The sequence below is a fragment of the bacterium genome (assembly GCA_019912885.1).
Taxonomy (GTDB): domain Bacteria; phylum Lernaellota; class Lernaellaia; order JACKCT01; family JACKCT01; genus JAIOHV01.
The window spans coordinates 1-20,774 of record JAIOHV010000154.1 but is presented as its reverse complement, the minus strand read 5'-3'; the positions used below and the strand labels follow the sequence as shown (position 1 = coordinate 20,774).

General features: G+C 65.8%; 19 protein-coding genes. 6 read left to right on the top strand and 13 right to left on the bottom strand.

Going from position 1 to position 20,774, the window contains the following annotated elements; genetic code table 11:
• Positions 1–217: 217 nt before the first annotated feature.
• Positions 218–1,345, bottom strand: a complete 1,128-nt coding sequence (locus K8I61_13540) for a thiamine-phosphate kinase (GenBank protein MBZ0273057.1) — start codon at positions 1,343–1,345, stop codon at positions 218–220.
• Between the two features lie 235 nt (positions 1,346–1,580).
• Here K8I61_13540 and K8I61_13535 point away from each other — a divergent pair, with 235 nt between their 5' ends.
• Entirely contained in the window at positions 1,581–3,344 is a 1,764-nt protein-coding gene (locus K8I61_13535) for a hypothetical protein (protein MBZ0273056.1), read from the top strand.
• A 93-nt stretch (positions 3,345–3,437) separates the two neighbouring features.
• Here the strand turns inward: K8I61_13535 and K8I61_13530 are convergent, their stop codons facing one another.
• Positions 3,438–4,244 (bottom strand): glycosyltransferase family 2 protein, encoded by an 807-nt coding sequence (locus K8I61_13530; protein MBZ0273055.1) that lies wholly within the window; start codon positions 4,242–4,244, stop codon positions 3,438–3,440.
• 120 nt (positions 4,245–4,364) lie between these two features.
• On the opposite strand from K8I61_13530, the gene bfr reads away from it, so the two are divergent.
• The gene (gene bfr, locus K8I61_13525) at positions 4,365–4,838 is read left to right on the top strand and encodes a bacterioferritin (GenBank protein MBZ0273054.1); all 474 of its coding nucleotides are present in this window, start codon (positions 4,365–4,367) and stop codon (positions 4,836–4,838) included.
• 137 nt (positions 4,839–4,975) lie between these two features.
• On the opposite strand, the gene K8I61_13520 is transcribed toward bfr, so the two are convergent.
• Together K8I61_13520 and K8I61_13515 are read right to left on the bottom strand one after the other, a co-directional pair.
• Positions 4,976–5,674, bottom strand: a complete 699-nt coding sequence (locus K8I61_13520; GenBank protein ID MBZ0273053.1) for a glycosyltransferase family 2 protein — start codon at positions 5,672–5,674, stop codon at positions 4,976–4,978.
• Between the two features lie 127 nt (positions 5,675–5,801).
• Positions 5,802–7,313: a glycosyltransferase gene (locus K8I61_13515; GenBank protein ID MBZ0273052.1), complete on the bottom strand. Its 1,512-nt coding sequence runs from the start codon at positions 7,311–7,313 to the stop codon at positions 5,802–5,804.
• Between the two features lie 41 nt (positions 7,314–7,354).
• On the opposite strand from K8I61_13515, the gene K8I61_13510 reads away from it, so the two are divergent.
• Positions 7,355–8,677 (top strand): glycosyltransferase 87 family protein, encoded by a 1,323-nt coding sequence (locus tag K8I61_13510; GenBank protein ID MBZ0273051.1) that lies wholly within the window; start codon positions 7,355–7,357, stop codon positions 8,675–8,677.
• A gap of 31 nt (positions 8,678–8,708) precedes the next feature.
• On the opposite strand, the gene K8I61_13505 is transcribed toward K8I61_13510, so the two are convergent.
• From K8I61_13505 to K8I61_13490, 4 genes are all read right to left on the bottom strand, one after another.
• Positions 8,709–9,563, bottom strand: coding sequence for a hypothetical protein (locus K8I61_13505; GenBank protein MBZ0273050.1), 855 nt, complete (start codon positions 9,561–9,563; stop codon positions 8,709–8,711).
• 66 nt (positions 9,564–9,629) lie between these two features.
• Positions 9,630–10,382, bottom strand: coding sequence for a CPBP family intramembrane metalloprotease (locus K8I61_13500; protein MBZ0273049.1), 753 nt, complete (start codon positions 10,380–10,382; stop codon positions 9,630–9,632).
• A gap of 3 nt (positions 10,383–10,385) precedes the next feature.
• Positions 10,386–11,048, bottom strand: coding sequence for an HAD family phosphatase (locus tag K8I61_13495; GenBank protein ID MBZ0273048.1), 663 nt, complete (start codon positions 11,046–11,048; stop codon positions 10,386–10,388).
• Between the two features lie 29 nt (positions 11,049–11,077).
• The gene (locus K8I61_13490) at positions 11,078–12,427 is read right to left on the bottom strand and encodes a tetratricopeptide repeat protein (GenBank protein ID MBZ0273047.1); all 1,350 of its coding nucleotides are present in this window, start codon (positions 12,425–12,427) and stop codon (positions 11,078–11,080) included.
• 386 nt (positions 12,428–12,813) lie between these two features.
• On the opposite strand from K8I61_13490, the gene rsmG reads away from it, so the two are divergent.
• The gene (gene rsmG / locus K8I61_13485) at positions 12,814–13,446 is read left to right on the top strand and encodes a 16S rRNA (guanine(527)-N(7))-methyltransferase RsmG (protein MBZ0273046.1); all 633 of its coding nucleotides are present in this window, start codon (positions 12,814–12,816) and stop codon (positions 13,444–13,446) included.
• Between the two features lie 276 nt (positions 13,447–13,722).
• On the opposite strand, the gene K8I61_13480 is transcribed toward rsmG, so the two are convergent.
• The 4 genes from K8I61_13480 to K8I61_13465 form a co-directional block, all read right to left on the bottom strand.
• Positions 13,723–14,988 carry a competence/damage-inducible protein A gene (locus K8I61_13480; GenBank protein MBZ0273045.1) on the bottom strand — a complete coding sequence of 422 codons (1,266 nt, stop codon included), beginning with the start codon at positions 14,986–14,988 and terminating at the stop codon, positions 13,723–13,725.
• Positions 14,985–15,707, bottom strand: a complete 723-nt coding sequence (locus tag K8I61_13475; GenBank protein MBZ0273044.1) for a sterol desaturase family protein — start codon at positions 15,705–15,707, stop codon at positions 14,985–14,987. The genes K8I61_13480 and K8I61_13475 overlap by 4 nt, the downstream gene beginning before the upstream one ends.
• Positions 15,708–15,843: 136 nt before the next feature.
• Positions 15,844–17,133: a CHASE2 domain-containing protein gene (locus K8I61_13470; protein MBZ0273043.1), complete on the bottom strand. Its 1,290-nt coding sequence runs from the start codon at positions 17,131–17,133 to the stop codon at positions 15,844–15,846.
• 196 nt (positions 17,134–17,329) lie between these two features.
• The gene (locus K8I61_13465; protein MBZ0273042.1) at positions 17,330–17,668 is read right to left on the bottom strand and encodes a hypothetical protein; all 339 of its coding nucleotides are present in this window, start codon (positions 17,666–17,668) and stop codon (positions 17,330–17,332) included.
• A 62-nt stretch (positions 17,669–17,730) separates the two neighbouring features.
• Here K8I61_13465 and K8I61_13460 point away from each other — a divergent pair, with 62 nt between their 5' ends.
• Positions 17,731–17,958 (top strand): hypothetical protein, encoded by a 228-nt coding sequence (locus tag K8I61_13460; protein ID MBZ0273041.1) that lies wholly within the window; start codon positions 17,731–17,733, stop codon positions 17,956–17,958.
• A gap of 6 nt (positions 17,959–17,964) precedes the next feature.
• On the opposite strand, the gene K8I61_13455 is transcribed toward K8I61_13460, so the two are convergent.
• The gene (locus tag K8I61_13455) at positions 17,965–20,214 is read right to left on the bottom strand and encodes a hypothetical protein (GenBank protein ID MBZ0273040.1); all 2,250 of its coding nucleotides are present in this window, start codon (positions 20,212–20,214) and stop codon (positions 17,965–17,967) included.
• A gap of 209 nt (positions 20,215–20,423) precedes the next feature.
• On the opposite strand from K8I61_13455, the gene K8I61_13450 reads away from it, so the two are divergent.
• On the top strand, positions 20,424–20,774 hold a 351-nt coding region (locus K8I61_13450), incomplete at its 3' end, for a DUF4382 domain-containing protein (protein ID MBZ0273039.1).

The following is a 20,774-nucleotide window of genomic DNA, read 5'->3' as shown; positions in this document are numbered from 1 at the left end:
CGGAGCCGGCGGAGGGTCGCCGCGGGTCGTCCGTTGGACGCGATTCGTTCCTGTGCGTACGCGTCTTCCGGGGCCGGCCAGATCCTTCGCTTCGCTCAGGATGACAGACGCGCTCGGGATGACGGAAGCGCTCGGGACGACGGAAGCGCGCGGGATGACGGCGGCGCGCGGGATGACGGAAGTGCTCGGGCTGACGTTGCCGCGGATGTTTCGCGTTTCACTCATGTTCGAAGCCGCGCTTTTCAATCTCCATCGCCTCGCCGTCCCACGTCGCGATAACGCGCCTCGCGCCGCCGTCCGTCACCTCGCCGACGCGCGCGATCGGCACGCCCGCCTCGCGCGCGGCCTGCTTCGCCGCCGCGACGTTTTCCGGCGCGACCGTAAAGACGAGCGCGTAATCGTCCCCGCCCGTCGCGGCTCGGATGAACGCGTCGCGGTCCCGGGAGCGCCGAGCCGTCGCTCGGCCGGACTCATCTTCGTGAAAAAGCTCCGGCGCCAGCGGAATCGCGTCGAGCGCGATTCGCATCGCGACACCGCTTTGTTCGGCGATGCGTTGCGCGTCAAGCAAAAGTCCGTCGGAGATGTCCGCGCATGCCGTCGCGCCCGCGGCGGCGAGGCGGTGGCCGAGAGCGAGCAGCGGGCGCGGGCGGAGGTAATACGCGAGCAAATGGCGGAGCTGGAGCTCGGCGCTCCCAGGGGCGGCGGTCCCAAGGCCGAGCTGGAACTCGGCGTTCCCAGGGGCGGCGGTCCCGGGGGCGGCGTTTCCGGCGTCCGAAGCAGGCGGGACGCCTGCGCTCCCGGGACTGCCGCCTTCACGCAGGATACGCAGCGCCTCCATCGCGCCTCCGACATATCCCGCGACGCATACCGCGTCGCCGATGCGCGCGCCGATACGCGTCATCGGGCGCGGCGCAAAACCGATCGCCGTCACGCTGATGGCGAGTGTGGACGCGATGACCGTATCGCCGCCGGCGAGCACCGCGCCGGCGTCGGCGAGCGCGCCCGCGAATCCGTCGAGCAACTCGCCCATCCCCGCGCCGTCGATTTCGCGCGGCAGGATGACCGACAGAAGCACGAGCGGCGCGTGCGCGGGATCGACGCCGCCCGCGGCAAGGTCCGACAGCGCGCACGCGATTGCGCGATACGCCGCGTCGGCGCGCGTCATGAACGAAAGATCGAAATGCACACCGTCAACAGCGGTATCCGTCGTGACGATCGGTAATGCGCCCTTAACCGGCGCCAGCACCGCGCAGTCCGAGCCGATGCCGGTGACGAGCGACGAGCCGCGCGCGTCCGTTCCGAAGCGACGCACAAGCTCGGCGATGAAATCGGACTCGCGCGACATGCGGACATCTTAGGGAATCGCATTTCGGCGGTACACAGCGGACACGGAGAAGGCGCGGAGGACACGGCGGGGGTAAAGGCCGGCGGGCGGTGCGTCGCCCGAGTCCGCAAGCGAGGTCGCGGCGCGCGTTGTGTTTCCACTCAATCCTCAATCCGCCATCATCGATCCTCCCGCCGGATTCCTATTTTCCGCGTCCTCGTCTACATTCCGCGCCATGCCCGAAGCGAATCCCTCAATGTCGCGGCGCACCTCGCTGTTTGTCGCGGTTGTGCTGTGCGCGCAGATTGTTTTTGTCGCGCACGCCGCGCGATTCATGCCGTATTGGGTGGACGACGCTTACATCTCGTTTGCGTACGGCAAACATCTCGTCGAGTGGGGCGAGCTGATCTATCGCCCGGACGAGATGTGCGAGGGCTACACGAATTTTCTTTGGGTGATGCTCTCGGCCGGCGCTTACGCCGCTTTCGGCCAGGACGGCGTGTTGGCCGCGATGCAGTTCCTGCTGCTTGTTTGCGGCCTTGTGCTGATCCCCGCCTCGGCGCTCTTGGCGCGGCGGCTGACGGCGATCGGCCGCGAAATCCCGCTCGACGAGACGCCCGACACGCCGCCGCCGGACACGCTTCGCGCGGCGGTGGAAGCCGATTGGCCCGCGCACGCGACGGCCATCGCCATCGCGGCGACAAGCGCGTTCGCGATCTACGTCAACGCCGGGATGGAGACGCTGCTATTTCTGACGCTGATCGTCTCGGGCGCGCTGACGCTCGCACGCGCGTTTGACGACGGCCGATCCGTGGCGCCGGGACTTGCGCTGTTCACGTTGGCCGCGCTGACGCGATTTGACGGTTTTGTGCCGCTTGGCATCGCGGGGGCGTGCGTCGCCGCATCGACGCTGACGCGCTTCGGGCACGCGCGGCATCGCGAAAACCGGGCGCAGGTGGTGATGGCGCTCGGCGTCGCGGCGGCGGCCTGGGTCGCGTATTTTGCGTGGCGATGGTCGTATTACGGCGAGCTTGCGCCGAATACGTATCAGGCGAAGATGAGCGCGGCGTACGCCGCGAACCTGCGCATCGTGGGCGGGTTCGCGTACCTTGGTCAGGCCGTCCACGGCATGCAGCTCTACCTTCCTCTGGCGGCCGCGGCGTATTTCGCCGTCGCGCTTCGGGCGCGGCTTTCGGTTGTTCTCCCCGCGCTCCTTGCCGGCTGGCACCTTTTCGAGAGCGTGTGGGTCGGCGGCGACATGATGCCCGCGTACCGCTTCGTGCTTCCGGCCGTGCCGCTCGTGTTCGCAATGGGCTTCGCGGGCCTCGCGCGCGCCGCGCAACTGCCCGCGTCGATCAACGCGGCGGTCGCCGACGCGCCGCGCACGCGCGCGTGGCCGAAGATCGCCGCGGGCGTCGCGCTTGCGCTTGTCGCCGGAGTCGGGCAGTGGGTGTGGTTTCCCTTCGGCGAGAAATTCGACGCGATTCAAAAGGAGCGCCCCGGCGATCGCGAACTTTACCTGCGCGCGTTTCCCGTCACCGGCATCGGCCGCTGGCAGAATTATTACGTCGGGCGCAACACCTGGCTGGCGCGCGGGCACGAGGCGGTGGCGCGCTCGTTCGCGTCGCTTTGCACACCGGAGCGCGAGTTGGCCACGGACCTCGCGGGCGTGTTCGCGTATTTCACGGATTGCCGCGTTCTCGACACGTGGGGGCTTAATTCGATCGAGATCGCGCGGCGCGGTCGCGCGATCTACGAGGACCGCTACACGACGTTCGGCGTCGTCGCGCCGGAGGTTGTCCTCGAGCACATGCCCCACTTCCTATTGCCGTACCCGCCGATGTTCTGGCTCGAGCACCCGATGGAGCGCGCCACCGCGATTGCGCGCATCTTTCCCGGCGACGCATTCACCGGCCGGCCGGAGATGGAGAGCTACCGCGTGCTGACGGCGGCGGAAGACGGCAAGTCGTACACGTTTCTCGTTCGGAACGACACGGCGAAGGAGTTGCGGGGCGAGTGATTCGAATGGGGAATTGGGAATGCATCGCGATCCGCCGCGCAGGCGCGACGCACATGGACGTTCATTTCGTCCATTGCGAAACCACCCGCTCCCTTACGTTCGCGGCTCTGACGTTCGCGGCTCTGACGGTCGCGCCTCTGACGCGCGCGGCTCTGACGCGCGCGGCTCTGACGTTGCGACGCGACTTCGCGAAAGGCGCGGGCGCGCGACAAGCTCCCACCACAGGCCACCGAGCTGCGCGAGCGAGACGACAAGGCGCTTCACATTGAAGATCTGGCTCTTGCCGTAAACGCGGAACGTGTGCCGGACGCCGACCTCGCGGATACGCGCGCCGGCGTCGTCGAATTTGCGGCACATCTCCACGCAGATCGCGCCCGAGCGCCTTGTCAGCACGACGCGATCCAGAAACGCGCGGCGAATGAGGCGGAAGTCGCAGTCCACGTCGCGGATGGACAGGTTGAACGCGAAACGCATGAGATATTGGTAGATCGCGCCGAGCAGAATGCGGTGCGGCGGGTCGCCGCGATTGAGCTTGTAACCCTGCACGACGTCCACGTCGTCCGCCGCCTCGGGCAAAAGCAGCGCGATCTGCGCGGGATCGTACTGCGCGTCGCCGTCCGTGTAGAAAATCCAGTCCTTCGTGCATGCGGCAAAGCCGCTTGCGATCGCGCCGCCGTAGCCCCGGTTGGTGTCGTGTACCACGACGCGCAAAGGCGGGACCGACTCGGCCATACGCGTCAGCAACTCACGCGCGCCGTCGGTGCTGCCGTCATCCACCACGACGATCTCGTGCTCCACGCCCGCGTCGGTGAGGACGTAGTGCACGGCCAGCACCATGCCCGCGATCGTGCCGCGATCGTTCAGGCAGGGAAACACGCACGAGACGGACGGGGGTTTCATGGAATGTCGAACATATCACAGCTCCCGCGATTCGGGCACGAATTCCCTTGTGGAATCATCCGCCGGTAGGCTAGAAAAGCCGCAACGCCGCGGTCATCGCGGGGAACGGAGGGGGTTTGTATGAAAGGCAACGAAAAGGTCATCGAGGCGTTGGTGACGGCGCTCCAGAGCGAGCTGACGGCGATCAACCAGTATTTCGTCCACGCGGAGATGTGCTCGAACTGGGGCTACAAGCGCCTGTACAAGACGATCCGCGCGAACTCCATCGGCGAGATGGTTCACGCCGAGGAGCTGCTCGAACGCATATTCTACCTCGAAGGGCTGCCGGTCATGGAGAACCTGCACAAGATCAAGATCGGCAAGACGGTGCCCGAGCAGATCAAAAGCGATCTCGCGCTCGAAAAAGAGGCCGTGAAGTTTTACAACGACTCGATCAAGCTGTGCGTTTCGGCGGGGGACAACGGGTCCCGCGACCTGTTCCAGAAGCTGCTTTCCGATGAAGAAGGGCACGTGGACTGGCTCGAAGCGCAGCTCGAACTCATCGACCAGATGGGTCTTGCGCACTACCTGTCGACGCAGGTCAACGAGGTGTAAGAAGGCTGAAGGTCTGGCAGCCTGGAAGGCAGGAAGGCTGGACGGTCATCGCAAGTGGCAAGTGCGGCATGTGGAATGGCTCTCGCACCGGTAAGCGTCCGCAATGTCCATTCGGTCCACAACGTCCATGATGTCCATCAACGCGACCGCTTCGCCGCGAACCGCTCGCGGAATATCACATACAGAATTTTCGCGCCCGCCATCACGGTGCCACGCAACGTGCCGGTGACCTTCGACTTGTCACCGTGGCGCTTGCGGTAGCGCACATCCACCTCCGTGCAACGCAGCCTGAGCCGCGCGGCGCGCGCCTGCATTTCGACCGTCCAGCCAAAGCCGCGATCTTCCATCGCGATACAGGAAAGCGCCTTCCACGTCACCGCGCGCAGCGGACCGAGATCCGTAAAGCGCACTCCAAACAGCACGCGGATGAGAAAAGTCGCGAGCCGGTTGCCAAATCGCGCCTGCGGCAACAGCGCGCCCGGCCCCGCGAGCCGCGCGCGGCTGCCGATGACAAGGTCGTATCCTTCCGCGATTTTTTCGAGCACCGCGCGCGCGTCTTCGGGATAGTCCGAGCGGTCCGCATCGAGGAAAAGCACGACATCCGGCGGATCGGCGCTAAGCGCGGCAAGACCCGCCAGGCACGCGGCACCGTAGCCCCGATGCGGTTCAGCGACGACGATCGCGCCGTGCTCGCGTGCGATGGCCGCGGTGCCGTCGGTCGATCCGTTGTCGGCGACGATGACGCGGCCGGCGAGGTCCCGCGGAATCTCCGAAAGCACAAGCCCGATTGAGGCGGATTCGTTGAGCGCGGGGATGACGATCGCCACGCGCGTCATGGAGCGGCCGCGACGACGGAGTCGGGATCGCAATTCAACACAAACGCACGAAGGACACGAAGGACGCACAAAATGGTCTTGGTGCGCTTTGTGCTTTTTGTGCCTTCGTGTTGAAAATGCGATTCCATCACGCCGCCTGCCGGACGATGCGCGGGCATTTTTCCCAGAGGCCGGCGATGATCGGCGCGGCGCGCTGCCAGAGCGACATGCCGGCGACCCAGGTGTAGCCGAAAAGGAAAAGGACGAGAAACGGCAGCGACGCCCAAACCTCGTAGCGGATCGCGTACGAAATCGGCAACAGAAACGAAAGCCCCAGCAGCATCTCGACCACGAGGAGTCCGTCCACGGTCGGGCGATAACGCACGCGCGCCGCCGCGGCGCCGCGCGCGTCACCATGCTTCGGCGTGCGGACAAACGCGCTCGTACGGCCGGCGAGGCCCTGCAAAACCGCGCGGGCGTTGTTGGGCGCCATGCCGATGCCGAGCGCCATCAAAAGCGGCATCCGCCAGAGGACATCCCGCCACGGGCGCCCGATCTGCCGGCGCGCCTCCACGTGATAGAGGAACAGCGACGCGGAGACCGACAGGAAGAGCAGCAGGTCGAGCCACGCGATCGAGCGCCACCCCATGTGCACACGCAGCACGAGGCTCGGCCCCGCAAGCAGGCACAGCGCGCCCACGAGCAGGTACGCGAGGTTTGCGAGCAGGTGGAACGACGCCTCGAGTTTGACCGCGAACGAAAGATCCGAGCGCCACAGGCGCGGCAGGATCTTGCGCGCCGTTTCGATGGAGCCTTTCGCCCAGCGCGCCTGCTGCGTGCGGAAGGCGGAGATCAAGGCGGGCAGCTCGCCGGGCGCCTCGACGTCGATCAGATAGCGGAAGCGCCAGCCGCGCATCTGCGCGCGGTACGACAGGTCGAGGTCTTCGGTGATCGTGTCGTGCTCCCAGCCGCCCGCGTCCTCGATCGCCCGGCGCCGCCAGATACCCGCCGTCCCGTTGAAATTGAAAAAGCGCCCCGACCAGTTGCGCGCGGCGTGCTCGATGACGAAGTGTCCGTCGAGGTAAAGCGCCTGGCATGCGGTGCAAAGCGAGTCGGACTCGTTGATGTGCGTCCACCGCGTTTGCACCATGCCAACGCGCTCGTCGGTGAAATGATGGATCGTCCGCGAAAGAAAATCCGGGCGCGGCACGAAGTCGGCGTCGAACACGGCGACGAACTCGCCCGTCGCGCACGCCAGGCCGAATTGCAGCGCGCCCGCCTTGTAGCCTTCGCGGCCCGGCCGGCGGACCGCCGCGATGTTCACGCCGCGCTCGCGCAACGCGGCGACCCGCTCGTCCACGACCGCGCGCGTCTCGTCGATCGAATCGTCGAGCACCTGGATCTCGAGCTTGTCCTTCGGGTAGTCAAACGCGCACACCGCGTCGATGAGCCGCGCGGCGACGTACATCTCGTTGAAGAGCGGAAGTTGCACGGTGACGCGCGGCAGCTCGTCAAACGGCACGGGCGGCGGCGTGCGCCGATGCGCGCGGTGGCGGTGGAAAAGGTAGAGCAGCGCGTATCGGTGCGCGCCCCACACGGCCAGGCCCGCGAGCGTGGCGATGTATCCCCAGACGACGATGGCGGCGACGGTTTCGATCATGGTGTCAACGCGCGGCGCGGCTCGATGTTATACATACACGCATGGCGGCCTTCCTGAAAACGCGGCGCGCGGGTTTCGCCGCGATGGGCGCGCAAGCGCTGGCGGGCGCCTTGCTTGCGACCTGGCCGCGCATCCTCGCGCACGAAGCGGGGCTCGTCGCCGTCGCGATCGTGCTCGGCGCGGCGTGGATCGTCGCCGCGCGCGCGCTCGCTATGATCGAAGACAGGCGCGGCCTCGTGCTGATGTTCGCGATCGCGATCGCGGCGCGCGTCGCGTTTGTCGCCATGCCGCCCGCGCTCTCGGGCGATGTCTATCGCTATTTGTGGGACGGCCGTCTTTTGCGCCACGGCGTGAATCCGTACGCGCATCCGCCGTTCGAGGCGACGCGGCCGAACGATCCGCTCGCGGCGCTGGCCGGCGAACATTTCGAGGACATCAACCACAAGGCCGTGCCGACCGTCTATCCGCCGGCGGCGCAGCTTGGTTTTGCCGCCGCGGGCGCGATCGACGACGACGCCGGGACGTACAAGGCGCTCGCCGCGTTTTTTGATTTGGGCATCGGGGTTTGCGCCGCGATGGCGCTTGCCCGGCGCAAGCGGCCGCGCGGGCGCGCCGTCATCTGGCTGGCGGCGCCGATCCCCCTGTTCGAGTTCGCGGGGCACGGCCACGTTGACGTGCAGGGGGTGTTTTTTCTCGTGGCGGCGATCGTTACGCTCGAGTCCGCGCGCGAGCGTGGCGCGGCGGCGCTTTTGGCCGCGGGTCTTCTCTCGAAGTTCTATCCGCTCGTTTTTCTGCCCGCCTTTGCCGCCCGGATGACGCGTCCGCGCCTTTTGATCGGCGTCGCCGCTGCGATATTCGCCGCGTACATCCCCTTCGCGCTCGCCGGGCCGTCGCTTGTCGCCGGCCTTTTGCGTTATGCGAGCGCGTGGGAATTCAACGGATTCGCGTTCGACACGTTGCGCGGGCTTTTCGGCGGGCGCACCCCCGCCAAGCTTGTCGTCGGCGCGGCGATGATCGCGGCGATCGCGGCGTGCGTTCGGTATCGCGTGGACCTTTGGCGGACGGGCGCGGTGCTGGGGCTTGTCTTCATGCTCGGCACGCCGACGATGATGCCGTGGTATGCAGCGTGGGCGCTCGCGTTCCTGCCGCTGGCGTGGAGCCCCGCGGTCGCGTGGCTCGGCCTCACCTTGCCCCTGGCGCATATTGCGTCCGTCCGTCACGCCGCGGGCCTCGGATTCGAGACCGGCCCGTTCGTTTGGGCGATCGAATACGCCCCCGTGCCGTTTCTGATCGCGTGCGAGGCGTGGCACGCGTGGCAAACGCGCGGATCGCGTACCGGCACGGCGCCGCCCGCTCCCCGGTGATCGCGGGTCTGACGTCGCATGGATCCTTCGCCTAAAATTCCGCTGCCACCGCGCCCGCGATCGTCTGGCCGTGGGCCGTGTTGCGACCGTAGATCGTGCGCGCGTAAGAGCCTTCGAGGGAAATCGGTCCAAAGATTTTGACGCCGGCGGTGCCCTCGAGCTTGCCGAGCGCGTATTCGAGCCCGGCTTGCGGATCGCGCGTAACCGCGTCGTCGTCCGCGGTCCCGGCGGATGCGATGCCGTCGAGTTTTACCCGCGCGTACAGTTTCCATACCGACGCACCGGCTTCGGCCAGATAGCGCCACTCATCCGACGGCACATTGTCGCGGTATCGATACGCGCCCTCCAGGCCGATGTACATGGGGACCGGCCAGAGCGATCGGCCGAGGGCCAGGCGCGCCTCGAAATCGTTTTGCCCCTGCCCCGGAGGGAGTTTGGCGTCGCGGTCATACATCGCGGGCGTTTTCCAGGTGCCCTGCACGGCGGCGGCCAGCAGCTTTTCGAGGAACTGATACTTTAGGGCCACTTCGAGGTCGCCAAAACCGCCGTATTCCGCCTCGCGGTTCACCTCGTTCAGCGTTTCGGTGTCGATCACCTGCATCTTGCCGTACTGGTTCTTGTAGACGCCGTTCAGGATGAAATCGAGCTTGTCGAGCACGCCAAGCTCGCCGTAGTAGGCGACCGAAAGATCCTGGTAGTACTTGCCGTCCGGCTCGTGATCGACGATCTCGCCGTCGTCGTTGAAATCGCGCTCGGAGACGAAATAGGCGACGCCCAGGCGATGATAGCTGTGCAGGAAGCCGCGAGCCCACGCGCCCGCGAAGGCCGGCGCGGCCGACCCGGCGACCGCGGCCGCGGCGAAGGCGATAACGAGAATTCGACGCATCCACCCTCCTTCAAAACGCACCCCGCGGCGGCAAATCAAAAAAAGCCGCGTGCGCCGGCGGGGGCGTCACTTCAGATACGAAACCGCGAGCGCCGCGCCGTTCATCGCCACGTGCAGCGCGATCGGGACACGCACCGAGCCCGAATCCAGCCGCGCCAGCGCCAGGATCAGGCCGACGCCAAACAGCACGGCCATGAAAAACCAGTCGTACTGCGTGTGCATCAGCGCAAAAAACAAGGCGGTGCCGAAGACGGCGCCCTTGTTTCCGACCCGCGATTCGGCCAGGCCCGAAAACAGGAACCCTCGAAAAAACAGCTCTTCAAACACCGGCGCGATCACGACGACACCCAGGAATACGAGCGGCCAGCTCGCCACGTTTCCGAAAATTTCCTCGATGTCCGGCGGGCTGCGCTCGAGCACGGTCGCCGCCACGGCCACGACGGCGTAAAACGCGCCGAAAATCCAGAACCATCGCCACACGCGGCGCTCGCGCGCGGGACCGGTGGCGAAAACGTCGCGCCAGGGCGCGTCGGTCCAAAGACGCAGGAAGCTCAGGCACACGCCCGCGACGATCGGAAAGAAGATGAGGACGGCGACGAGCGCGAAATACCCGCGTGCGATGGCGTCGTCCGGCGGGTGGAAGAAGTGGTCGGCGAACAGGGCCGTGGTGGCGAAATGCACGATCAGCGTGCACAGGATCGCAAACAGCAGCGCGACCGAGGAGATGGCCGCGGTGTTCCAGAAGCCCGGCACGCGCGCGTCGTTGCGCCGGAAGATGATCGCCTCGATGCCGGGGTCGGTGGCGGGCGATTCCTGCATGGGTTATTCGGCGGCCTTGGCCAAGGGCAGGATGTCAGTCAGCGCGTCGAAGAGGCGATCGGCCTCGGACAGGCTTTCGTCCCCAAGATAGCTGCGCAGCGCCCAGACGGTCGCGCCGGCGGTCTTGGCGGAGCGAATGCCGAACGGCGCGTTTTCGATGACGAGCGTCTCGCGCGGGGCGACGCCGAGGATGCGCATGCCCTTCATGTACGGCTCCGGGTTCGGCTTGCCGTGCGTCACCTCGTCGCCGCAAACGGAGGCGCGGAACATCGACATCAGCGACGTCGGCAAGACGGACTCCGTTTCGTGGCGGCTGGTGCCGGTAACGAACGCGGTCAAGAGGCCCTGATCGAAAAGCGCGCGCACAACCGGTTCCGCCCCCGGGAACAGGCGCGGCTTTGCGGCCAGGCGCTTGTAGTTTTCTTCCTTTTTGGCAATCAGCGTCTCGGCACGCGCGCGCGTCGACATCAATCCTGCCCTTTTGATGATGTCCTTGGCGGTCTTCAACCCGGGCTCGCCCTCGCGCTCGTAGATCTCGTGCTCGTCGATCTCGATTCCGAGTTCCTCGCCGGCGCGCACCCACGCCTCGACGTGAAAGCCCATCGTATCCACCAGGACGCCGTCCACATCGAAGATAACGGCGACGAATTCGTCCGCGATGCGCATCACACTCCCTGCCGTTTGTCCAAATTCCGCTAACGCGACTCGCGCTTTTGCGCGGCGATTTCCTTGGCGCGTTTCAGGTCCGCGAGGCTGTCTTCGTATCGCCCCATCGCGTCGTACAGATCCGCGCGCAGTTTATAGAGTTGCGCGCTGTTCGGCGCCTTGGCGATGGCGCCGTTGTAAATATCGAGCGCCTTTTCGTTTTGATCCTGCGCCAGATACACGCCGGCCTTGGCGACCCATGCATCGAGGTAGCGGCCCTCAAGCGCGATGGAGCGGTCAAAGTCGGCGATGGCCTTGTCCCATTGCTTGCCCATCGCGTGGATCGCGCCGCGAAGATACCAGGTCTCGAAATCCTTATCGTCGTGCTTGATCGCCTCATCGAAGGCCAAAAGCGCTTCCGCTTCGCGGTTTTGCGCGGAAAGCACCATGCCGAGAACCTTCTGCGCGCGAGGCCCCGGCTCGACGGCGGCGATCTTGCGCGCCGATTTTTCCGCGTCGTTGGCGCGGCCAAGCTCAAGCTCGGCCATGGCGCGCTCGAACCACGCCTCGCTCGAATCGGGCGCAAGCTCGGTGGCCTTCGCGTAATCCGCGAGGCCGCGGTCGGTCTCGCCGCGCATCTGGAACATTTTTCCCCGGCGCAGATAGCAGCTTGAAAAATTCGGCGCGAGGCGCACGCAATGGTCCAGGTCGATCCGCGCGCTCGCCAGATCGTTGCGCACAAGCGCGAGGCCCCCTCGCCCGAGATAGGCCTTGGCGTTTTCCGAATCCAGCTCGATCGCGCGGGCGTAGTCCTTTTCGGCCGCCTCGCCGCGTCCGATGCGCAGGCGTACCTCGCCGCGCGCGATGTGGTACTCCGAGTTCTCCGGCTCGTAGCCGATCGCGGAATCCAGGTCGCGGATCGCGTCGTCGTATCGTCCCAGCGCCATGTAGATCGCGCCGCGCGCGTAATAAAGCTCGCCGCTCGGGGCGGTTGCGATGGCCTCGCCGGCGATGCGCTCGGCGTCCTTCGGCTTGCCCAACTGCAGCATCACCACGGCCTTGTGGCCAAGCGCCTCCGCATATTTCGGGTCAATCGAAAGCGCCTTGTCGAGATGTTTTATCGCCTCCTCGACCTTGCCCGTCGCGCTCGATGCCTTGCCGAGCAGGAAGTAATAGTCCTCGTCGAGCGTCTCGCCGGATTGCTCCTGCGCCTTCAGAAGCGTCATCGCGCCGGGAAAATCGCCGGTGGCGAGCTTGTATTCGACCTCGGCCTTCCAACCGATGAATTCGCGCGCCCCGGCCGGCGCGGCGAAAAGCGCCAAAGCGAAAAACGCCGCGGCAAACGCGGCCGCGAAGACGCGCGGATTTGGGATATCGAAGGCTCGGTCGTGATGTTTCATGGGCGTGCTCAAGGAAGCGGCTTTGTAGCGCGCGGGCGTTCGCGGGGTCAAGGAAGCGCGGCCAATCGACCGCGTCCATCATGTCCATAATGTCCATCTTGTCCATGACGCACACCGCGCGCCTGCCCCCCGGGACCGCAGGCGGCCCGCCCGTTTAGGTCCGGGAGCGCAGGCGTCCCGCCCCTTTAGGTCCGGGAGCGCAGGCGTCCCGCCTGCTTTGGCTGCGATGTTCAAACCGCGTCTTCCCGGCGCACCGGAAATACCACCCCGACCCCTTGACGCGAACGGGCTTCTCCCCGGGACCGCAGGTGTCCTCACCTGCTTCGAAAACGACATCGAAATCAAAACGGCTGCGCCGAGCACGCAAACGCGTTTACGATAAGCGCGTGACCAAAGCTCAGCCTCCGATCGAACCCGCCGCCGTTATCGCCGCGCTCGACGACGCTCGGTCGCGCGCGTCGTTCGATGCGCCCGCGATCGACGCCGCGCGCCTGGCCGCGTTCGTCGCCGAGCTTTTCCTGTGGAACGCGAGATCGAATCTCATCCGCGTCGCGAGCGCGGAGGAACTGGCGATTCGCCACGTGCTCGATTCGCTCATCGGTGCGCCGCTCCTTCCACACGGCGCGCGCGTGGCGGATATCGGCGCGGGGGGTGGGTTTCCCGGCGTGATTCTCGCGCTCGCGAGGGAAGATATCCGCGTCGTCGCGATCGAGAGCGTGGCGAAGAAGGCGGCGTTTTTGAATCATGTGCGCCGCACGCTGTCGATTGCGAATTTCGAGGTCGTGTCACAGCGAGCGGAGAGCGTCGATGCGCAATCGTTTGACGCGGCCGTCACGCGCGCGGCGGCGCCGCTTGGCGAAATCGTCCCGATCGCAAAGCGGCTCGTTCGCGCCGGCGGCGCCGCTTGGTTCTGGACGACGCCGGAGGATGCCGCGGCGTTCGGCGGCGTCGAGATCGCGCTACGCTACACGCTGCCGGGGCAGACGCGCGAAAGGGTCATTGCGCGAGTTGGATGTTGATTGAGGGTGTTTTCGGCGCGCGTTTCGAAGCAGGTGAGGACACCTGCGGTCCCGGGGAGCGGCCCGTTCGCGTCAAGGGGTCGGGGCGGTATTTCAGGTGCGTCGGGAATAGAGCGTTGTAGGAGCGCCCTTCCAGGGCGCGATCGAAGCGGGCGACCCGCAGTCTGCTGTCCGCAGCCTCCTTTGCGACGACCTTCCAGTCTTTCAGTCTTTCAGCCTTCCAGTCTATTCCATCAGGCACGGACACGAAGCAGGCGGGCCGCCTGCGTTCCCAGGTCAAAGATGCGTGATGACTTCGCGCCTCAAAATATCGAGAGCCCAGAAGGTCGCGAGCTTGCGGATGAAGTCGCGGCGGCCGGGGAACTTGCGCACGTACGCGCGCGTTTCGGTTGGTGTGGCAAGGGCGATGTGCACGGTGCCCACGGGCTTTTCGGACGAGCCGCCGCCGGGGCCGGCGATGCCGGTGACGGCGATCGCGAAGTCGGCGCCCGCGCGGGCTCGGGCGCCTTCGGCCATCTGGCACGCGGTTTGTTCCGAAACGGCGCCATGCGTCTCGAGCGTTTCGGCGCTGACGCCGAGCGCGCGTATCTTCGCCGCGTTCGCGTAGGTCACAAACCCTGCCACGAAATACGCCGACGATCCGGGGATGTCGGTCAGCGCCGCGGCGATCATGCCGCCGGTGCAGCTTTCCGCGGTCGCGACGGTCTTGCCGGTCCGGGTCAGAAAATCCGCAACGGTCTCCGCCAGATCGCGTCCGTCCTCGCTATAGATTTTGTCGCCGAGGACGAAGCGAAGGTGATCGCGCGCCTTCGCGACGCGGCGCTCGGCCTCGTCCTGCGTGTCGGCGCGCGCGGCGAGCGTCAGTTTGATCTCCGGAAAATTCGCGCCGTACACCAGCATCACGCCGGATTCGGGCGTCGGCCAGTCCGCGAGCTTCGCGCCGATCTCGGACTCCGCGGCGCCGAACACGCGCAGCATGCGGCTTGCGACGTGCGTCGAGGGGTTGTGCGACGATAGCCAGGGCAGGACGTACATTTCCGTCATGCGTTCTTGCTCGACGGGCACACCGGGCAAAAAGACCGCCTCGCCCGCCTCGCCGACGCACCGGAATCCGTCCGCGGTGCCGACGGGGTTTTGCCAAACCTCCGCGCCCTCGGGGAATTGCGCCTGGCGTACGTTGATCTCGGGCATCTCGCGCCCGCGCGCCTCCCAGAACGCGCGCAGGCGAGCCAGTGACGGGTTGCTCGTGACGATCGGTTTTTCGAAAACGCGCGCGGCGGCAAAGCGCGTGCGGTCGTCGTCCGTCGGCCCGAGGCCGCCGGTGACGATCACAAGCGGCGTGCGGGAAAGCGCGTCGGCGAGCGCGCGGACGATGTCGTCCTGATCGTCGCCGACCGCCGTGATGCGCCGGACGAGATAACCCACCGACGCGACGCGTTGCGCGATGTGGGCGGAGTTTGTATCGACGGTGCGGCCGGAGATGAGTTCCTCGCCGGTTGCGAGAATCTCGCAATGAAAGCGCGGCGCGGCTTCGGCGGTCACGCGCGTCCCTCCACGCCGAGGTCATCCGTCTCGCCGAGCGTGAAGCATGTTTCGGACAGCGGCACGTCGTCGCGCTTGACGTTGGTGTGCATCACCATGTCGCCGCAGAGCATGGACACCCCGAACCAGTAGCGCTCGTTGCGGTAGTGATGCAGGCGGTGGTTCATCCAGATGCGCCGGTAGAATTTGCTTTTGGGCTGATAGGTCGTGTGCACGAGATAGTGCATCCACTCGTAATTCGTCGCCAGCGCGAAGTACGCCGCAAGACCGGTGAACGCAAGCGGCGTGGGCGCGAAGACGTTCCACAGCACGGTGTTGAGGACGATGCCCTGGATGATGATCTTTCGCGGAATGCCGATGAGGTAATAGTCCTTCGGGTCGCGGTGATGAGCGCGGTGCTTGCGCGCGAACAGCGGGTCGATGCGCCGGCCGGCGATGACGCGCGGCTTGAAGTGCAACAGATAGACGTGGATCAACCACTCCTGCATCGGCCACGCCGCGAGGATGACAAGCGGGATGACGAGATCTCCCCACGCCGGCGGGCCGAGAAAAAGGCGCACGGCGAAGGCGACAAGCGCCGCGCTCGCCAGCCATCGGGCGCTTTCCATGCGCAGGAACCACTTGACAGCGACACCCAGCGGGATCGCGTGGCCATAGGTCGGCTCCCCGCGCGCCGCGCCGGATGAAAATTCGCCGGGAGGAATCGTTTCGGTTGCCATACGCGAAGTTTAGCGCCAACGACCGGGATGCGGAACGATGTCCATTTTGGAAGCGGGATCGCCCACATTCCGGCTCATTTCCCGACTTCCGCCACCCTCGCGCCGCGTTCCTGACCCGCGAAGATCTTCCGGCGCCTCAGACTTCCGGCTTCGTCAATTTCTCCGCGGCTCCCTCCGCCGCGTGCAGGCGTGCGCCCATGACGACGACGTGCAGGGCGGCGATGATCCACATCGGCCCCATGATGTGGACCCAGATGCCAAGGCGCGACAGAAGCAGTTGCGCAACGAGAAAGACGATCAGCGCGAGCATCGGCCCGATCAGGAGTGCGACCGCGGACCAGGAGCGCGCCACGACAATGCCCATCAGCACCGCGATCGCGGCCATGAGCGCCACCTCGAGCGCGCGGATGAGGCCGTCGCGCCACAGAAAACCGTGAAACAGCGCGTTCGAAACGGCCGTCGCGTGCAGCGCCACGCCGGGAAGATCGGGTTGGAACATGTTGCCGAACAGGTCGTTGGACTCGTCGCCCGACACGCCGACCAGGATAATCGAATCGCGCGCGAAGCTCGCGGGCACGCTGTTTGACACGGCGGATTCGAAGCTCATGTGCGCGAAGGCGTCCTGCGTTCCGTAGTGGTTGAACCACAGGTAGCCCGCCTTGTCCGTGCGCAGCGTCAGGCCGCGGCGAAGCGCGATTTCGCTCAACAAGCCGGGGACGTGCGGCGCCTCGCGGCCGTCGCGCATGTAAACCCGCGCGATCGAAAGGCCGAACGGATAGTGAAGGCGATTGTCGTGGATGAGCGCCGCGGGAATCTTGCGCGCCATGTGCACGGGGTCGGAGATCGTCGTGAAAAATCCCGTCGCGGCGGCATGGCGGGTGATGCGCCGATCGGGCGCGACCGCGTTTTCCGGAATGCGCGCGAGCGGAAAGTCGTCGTCGTCACGCGGGTTCGTCACGTCAAGCAGCGCGCGCCGCCCCATGGCCTCGGGCAGCGCGAGGCGACCGTGCGGGACGCGAAACTCCCAGTTGAAACCGATGACGACGTTGCCGCATTCCTCGACGGCTTGCGCGAGCGCGCGCCGGGAGCGATCCGCGCCGTTCCCGTCGCCGGGCACGAAAAACAGATCGAGGCCGATGACCGCCGCGCCCTTTTCGCAAAGATCGTCGAGCACGGCCGCAAGCCCGAAGCGCATGTGTTCGTTCATCCCGTAACGCACGCGGCTTTCCGAATCGATGAGGATGAGCTTGACCGTGTCGTCGGCGCTTTTCGGTCCGCGCAACAGCGTGCGCCAATCCAGGAGACGCAGTTCCGCGAGTTCGAGAATATCCGGCGCCGCGAAATAAATGACGAGCGTAAAAAGAAGAACGCCGGCCGCAAGCAGAAGGCCCTGCCTCGTCGTTAGAAGCGATCGCGTCCGGAGCATGGCGGAAAGCTAGCACAAGTCGGCGCGATGGCGGGATATCGACGGAATTTTTCCGTTTCAAGGACGTCACGCGGTTGCGAATATCGAAAAAGTCTTTTGGATTCCCCGCCGCCTTCTCTGGGCGAAACGGTCACCGTCCCGCGTACCGCGCCTTCCACCCCTCGCGCTCGGCCTTGCCGGGTAACGCGATTGCGTGTCAAATTCCACGAGAGGTCGAGACATGGAACGAACATACAAGAGAGAATTTCATCATCGGCTCGGGCTTAGAGTGCTGCTTTATCGCGAGGACGGTCATACCGTCGCGCATTGCCTGGAAATGGATCTGAAAGGCCGCGGCGACACCGAAGATACGGCGATCGCTGCCCTGACGGATCTTGTCGAGGCGCAGATTGCGTTCGCAATCTTCAAGGACAAACCCGGACTGATTTATCAGCCGGCGGACAACCGCCTGTTCGACAAATTTCAGGCTCTCGAGGAAAAGGCGCTCAAGGCGTTCCCGAAAAAACCGCGCCGCGGCAAATTGAATTTTGCCCACATTCCTTTTCCCGCGCCGTCAGATTTTGAATTTACGGCCTGATCCACTCCGGGATATTGGCGTTGCCGAAAATCTACAAAGTCCGGGAACTGAAAAAACGCCTTCGTAAGCACGATCCGGCTTTTGAATTCTGGTATAGCGGCAAGGGGCATTTGATGATTTACCACCCGCGAATCGGCGGGCAGGAACGCTCTTACCCCATCAAATGCCACGGCGATAACGACGAGGTGGGTAAATACGTCTTGGCCGACATTGAGAAGATTTTTCGGTTGCCGAAAACGCTGCTCTAACGACCCTTACCTGCCAGCGTACCGCGCCTTCCACCCCTCGCGCTCGGCCTTGCCGGGAAAGCGTGTCAGCACCTTCAGCTCGACTGATTTCGATGAAACGTCCTCCCCTGGCGCGGGCGGCTCCTTCGAACGCAACGCGCGCACGATTCGCCCGGGCGTATCGTCGAAATCAGCCGGCACGAAAGCGTGCGCGTAATAATTCTTGTCGTCGTCGACAAACGCGAACGACACGATCGGCCCGGCCGCCATGCCGTCGTCGTCGAGGATCAGATGCCCGTCGCGCGCGGCGCGGGCGCCTTGCCCCGCAAGGCGGACGATCTTTCGCGCGGGCTTGTCGCCGACGCGCGCGGCGTAGGCATCGCGGCCGATAAACCACGGCGCGGTGACTTTGGGCACCCAGCCGTAGCCGGCCTCCGTGAGCGTGCCGCGCTGCTCGCCCTCCAACTCGTGCCCGAAAAGCGGCAGCCCCGCCTCCAGGCGAGCCGCGTCGCGCGCGCCAAGGCCCGCGGGCAACACGCCGGCGGCGCGGCCGGATTCGAGGATCGCGTTCCACACCGCGCCAAGCGCGCCCGGGTGCACGAAAAGCTCGAATGCCACGTCTTCGCCGGTGTAACCGGTTCGCGCCACCTGCACGCGCTGCCCGGCGATCAATACGCGCGCGATCTCGTTTTTCTTCAGCCGGGTGAGGATTTGCGCGTCGTCGCCCGATTCCGCGAGACGCACGAGCTGCATCAGTGACGCCGGCCCCTGAAACGCGATCAACGCGAGGCTGTCCGGCCCGGCGTCGCGCAGATCGCGAAAGCGTACCGCCGTCGGCAGGCGGCGCCCGGGCACCGCGGCGTCGATCACCGCCGAGCCGGAAAGCGCGGCCGTCATCCACGCGCGATCCCGGTCCGCGTTTCCCGCGTTGACGACGATGAGGTAACGCTCCACCGACAAGCGGTAGATGAAAGCGTCATCAATCGCCGCGCCGTCGGGCGTCAACAGGTACGTGTACGCCGCACGGCCGACCGACACGCGCGCCGCGCGACCCGCAAGCAGGTATTCGAGCGCCGCGGCGGCGTCGCGGCCCGCGATTTCGAAAACGCTCATGTGCGAGACGTCAAACAGCGCCGCGGCCGAGCGCGTCGCGCGGTGTTCCGCGAAGATCCCCGTCGGGTAATGCACGGGCATCTCCCAGCCGCCGAACGGCACCATCTTCGCGCCAAGCTCCTTGTGCGCGTCAAACAGAACGGTCCGGCGAAGCGGCGGCGCTTCGATCGACGGAAGAACGGCCGTTTCGGCGAAGCCGTGGCCCGCGACGCGCGCCAGCGCGGCCTGGCCAACGAAATACGGTTTGGCCATCGCGACGAGTTCCGGCCGCGATTTCAGGAGATCGCCCGGCGCCGTCCCCGCGCGGACCACATCCTCGTCCACGCGGCGAAACACCGCGAGCGCGTCCTGGGGCGGCTCGCCGGCCGCGTCCACCCGCGCCAGGCTCTCGATGCGCGGGCGCGGATCGTCCTCGTCGATCGTCACGGCGCCGCAAAACGCGGCGCGCACCCAGAGATCCACGTCGGCAAGCGTCGCCGCCGGCGCGAAGAACGCGAACGACGAAACGCCGAGCTTTTCCGTGTAGCAGGAGACAACGACGTCCGAGATCACCGAGCCGCCGCCGTCGAGCAAGAGCGCGCGCCGCGACTCGCCCGGCGCCAGATCGAGCACGGAGACCGACACGAGCTGATCCACGCCAAGACGCGCGACGTCCCCGGTTACCAGCGGGCACGGGATGTCCCCGTTTTCGGCCGGCTCGGAGGCCAGGGCGACCGCACCGATCTCGCGGGCGAAGGTTGACAGCGTTTCGAACGCGACGCGCGCGCGCGACCGGCGGCGCGGCCCGACCCACTCGCCGAACGTCTTGACGGACGACAGCAGCGGCGCGATCGCCGCGGCGACCGAGCGCGCCTCGTCTTCCGTAAGAGCCGCGGACGAAAACGGACAAAACGCGATATCGCCGTCCGCTGCGTCGTCCGGGACAAACGCCATCACGCGCGCGGCGGAAAGGATCGTCACCGCGTCGTCGGGGGCAAGCGGCCATTCGGCGCCCGGCGTGAAGCTCGCCGACGCGATGCGAACATTCGGGCACGGCGCGTCGTCGATTCGGGCATCGATGCCGGCGTCCCGAAACGCCTCGGCCATGGCGAGGGCCAGGGCGCGGGCGCGTTTGTGTTCGTCGGCACGCGCCGGCGCGCCCGCGCAAGTCAGATCAAGCTGCATATAACCCCACAATCGCCGCGCGCAAAGCGCGGCAAATCCGCGTTTTCCCGATGATAAAAACGCGCGTGCCACATGGCAATCGGAAATTGCCGGAAACCGGTTGTTTCGGGCCGTGACGCGTCTCACAGGCCGTTTGAACCGGTGGATGCTAGAAATAATCGAAGTGAAAAGCCGCAAGACCGAACGAGCGGCCCTAACCGAGGTTACGCATGCAAAAGATGAAAATTTCCAAGATATCCATTTTTGCGGCGATTTTTTTGGCCGGCGCGCTCGCCTTCGCGTGTTCGCCGGGCGACGACGATGACGATGACGACGATAGTGGCGGCGGCGAATCGGGGCGGCTTCAGTTGAGCATGATCGACGCGCCGGTGGACGAGGCCGATGCCGTATGGATCACGATCGCGTCGGTTCGCCTGCATTACATCGGCCCCGTTGATGACGACGCTGATGACGACGGCGATGACGACGACGATTCCGGCGACGACGACGATTCCGACGACGATTCCGACGACGATGACGATGACGATGACGATGACGATGACGACGACGATGACGACGAC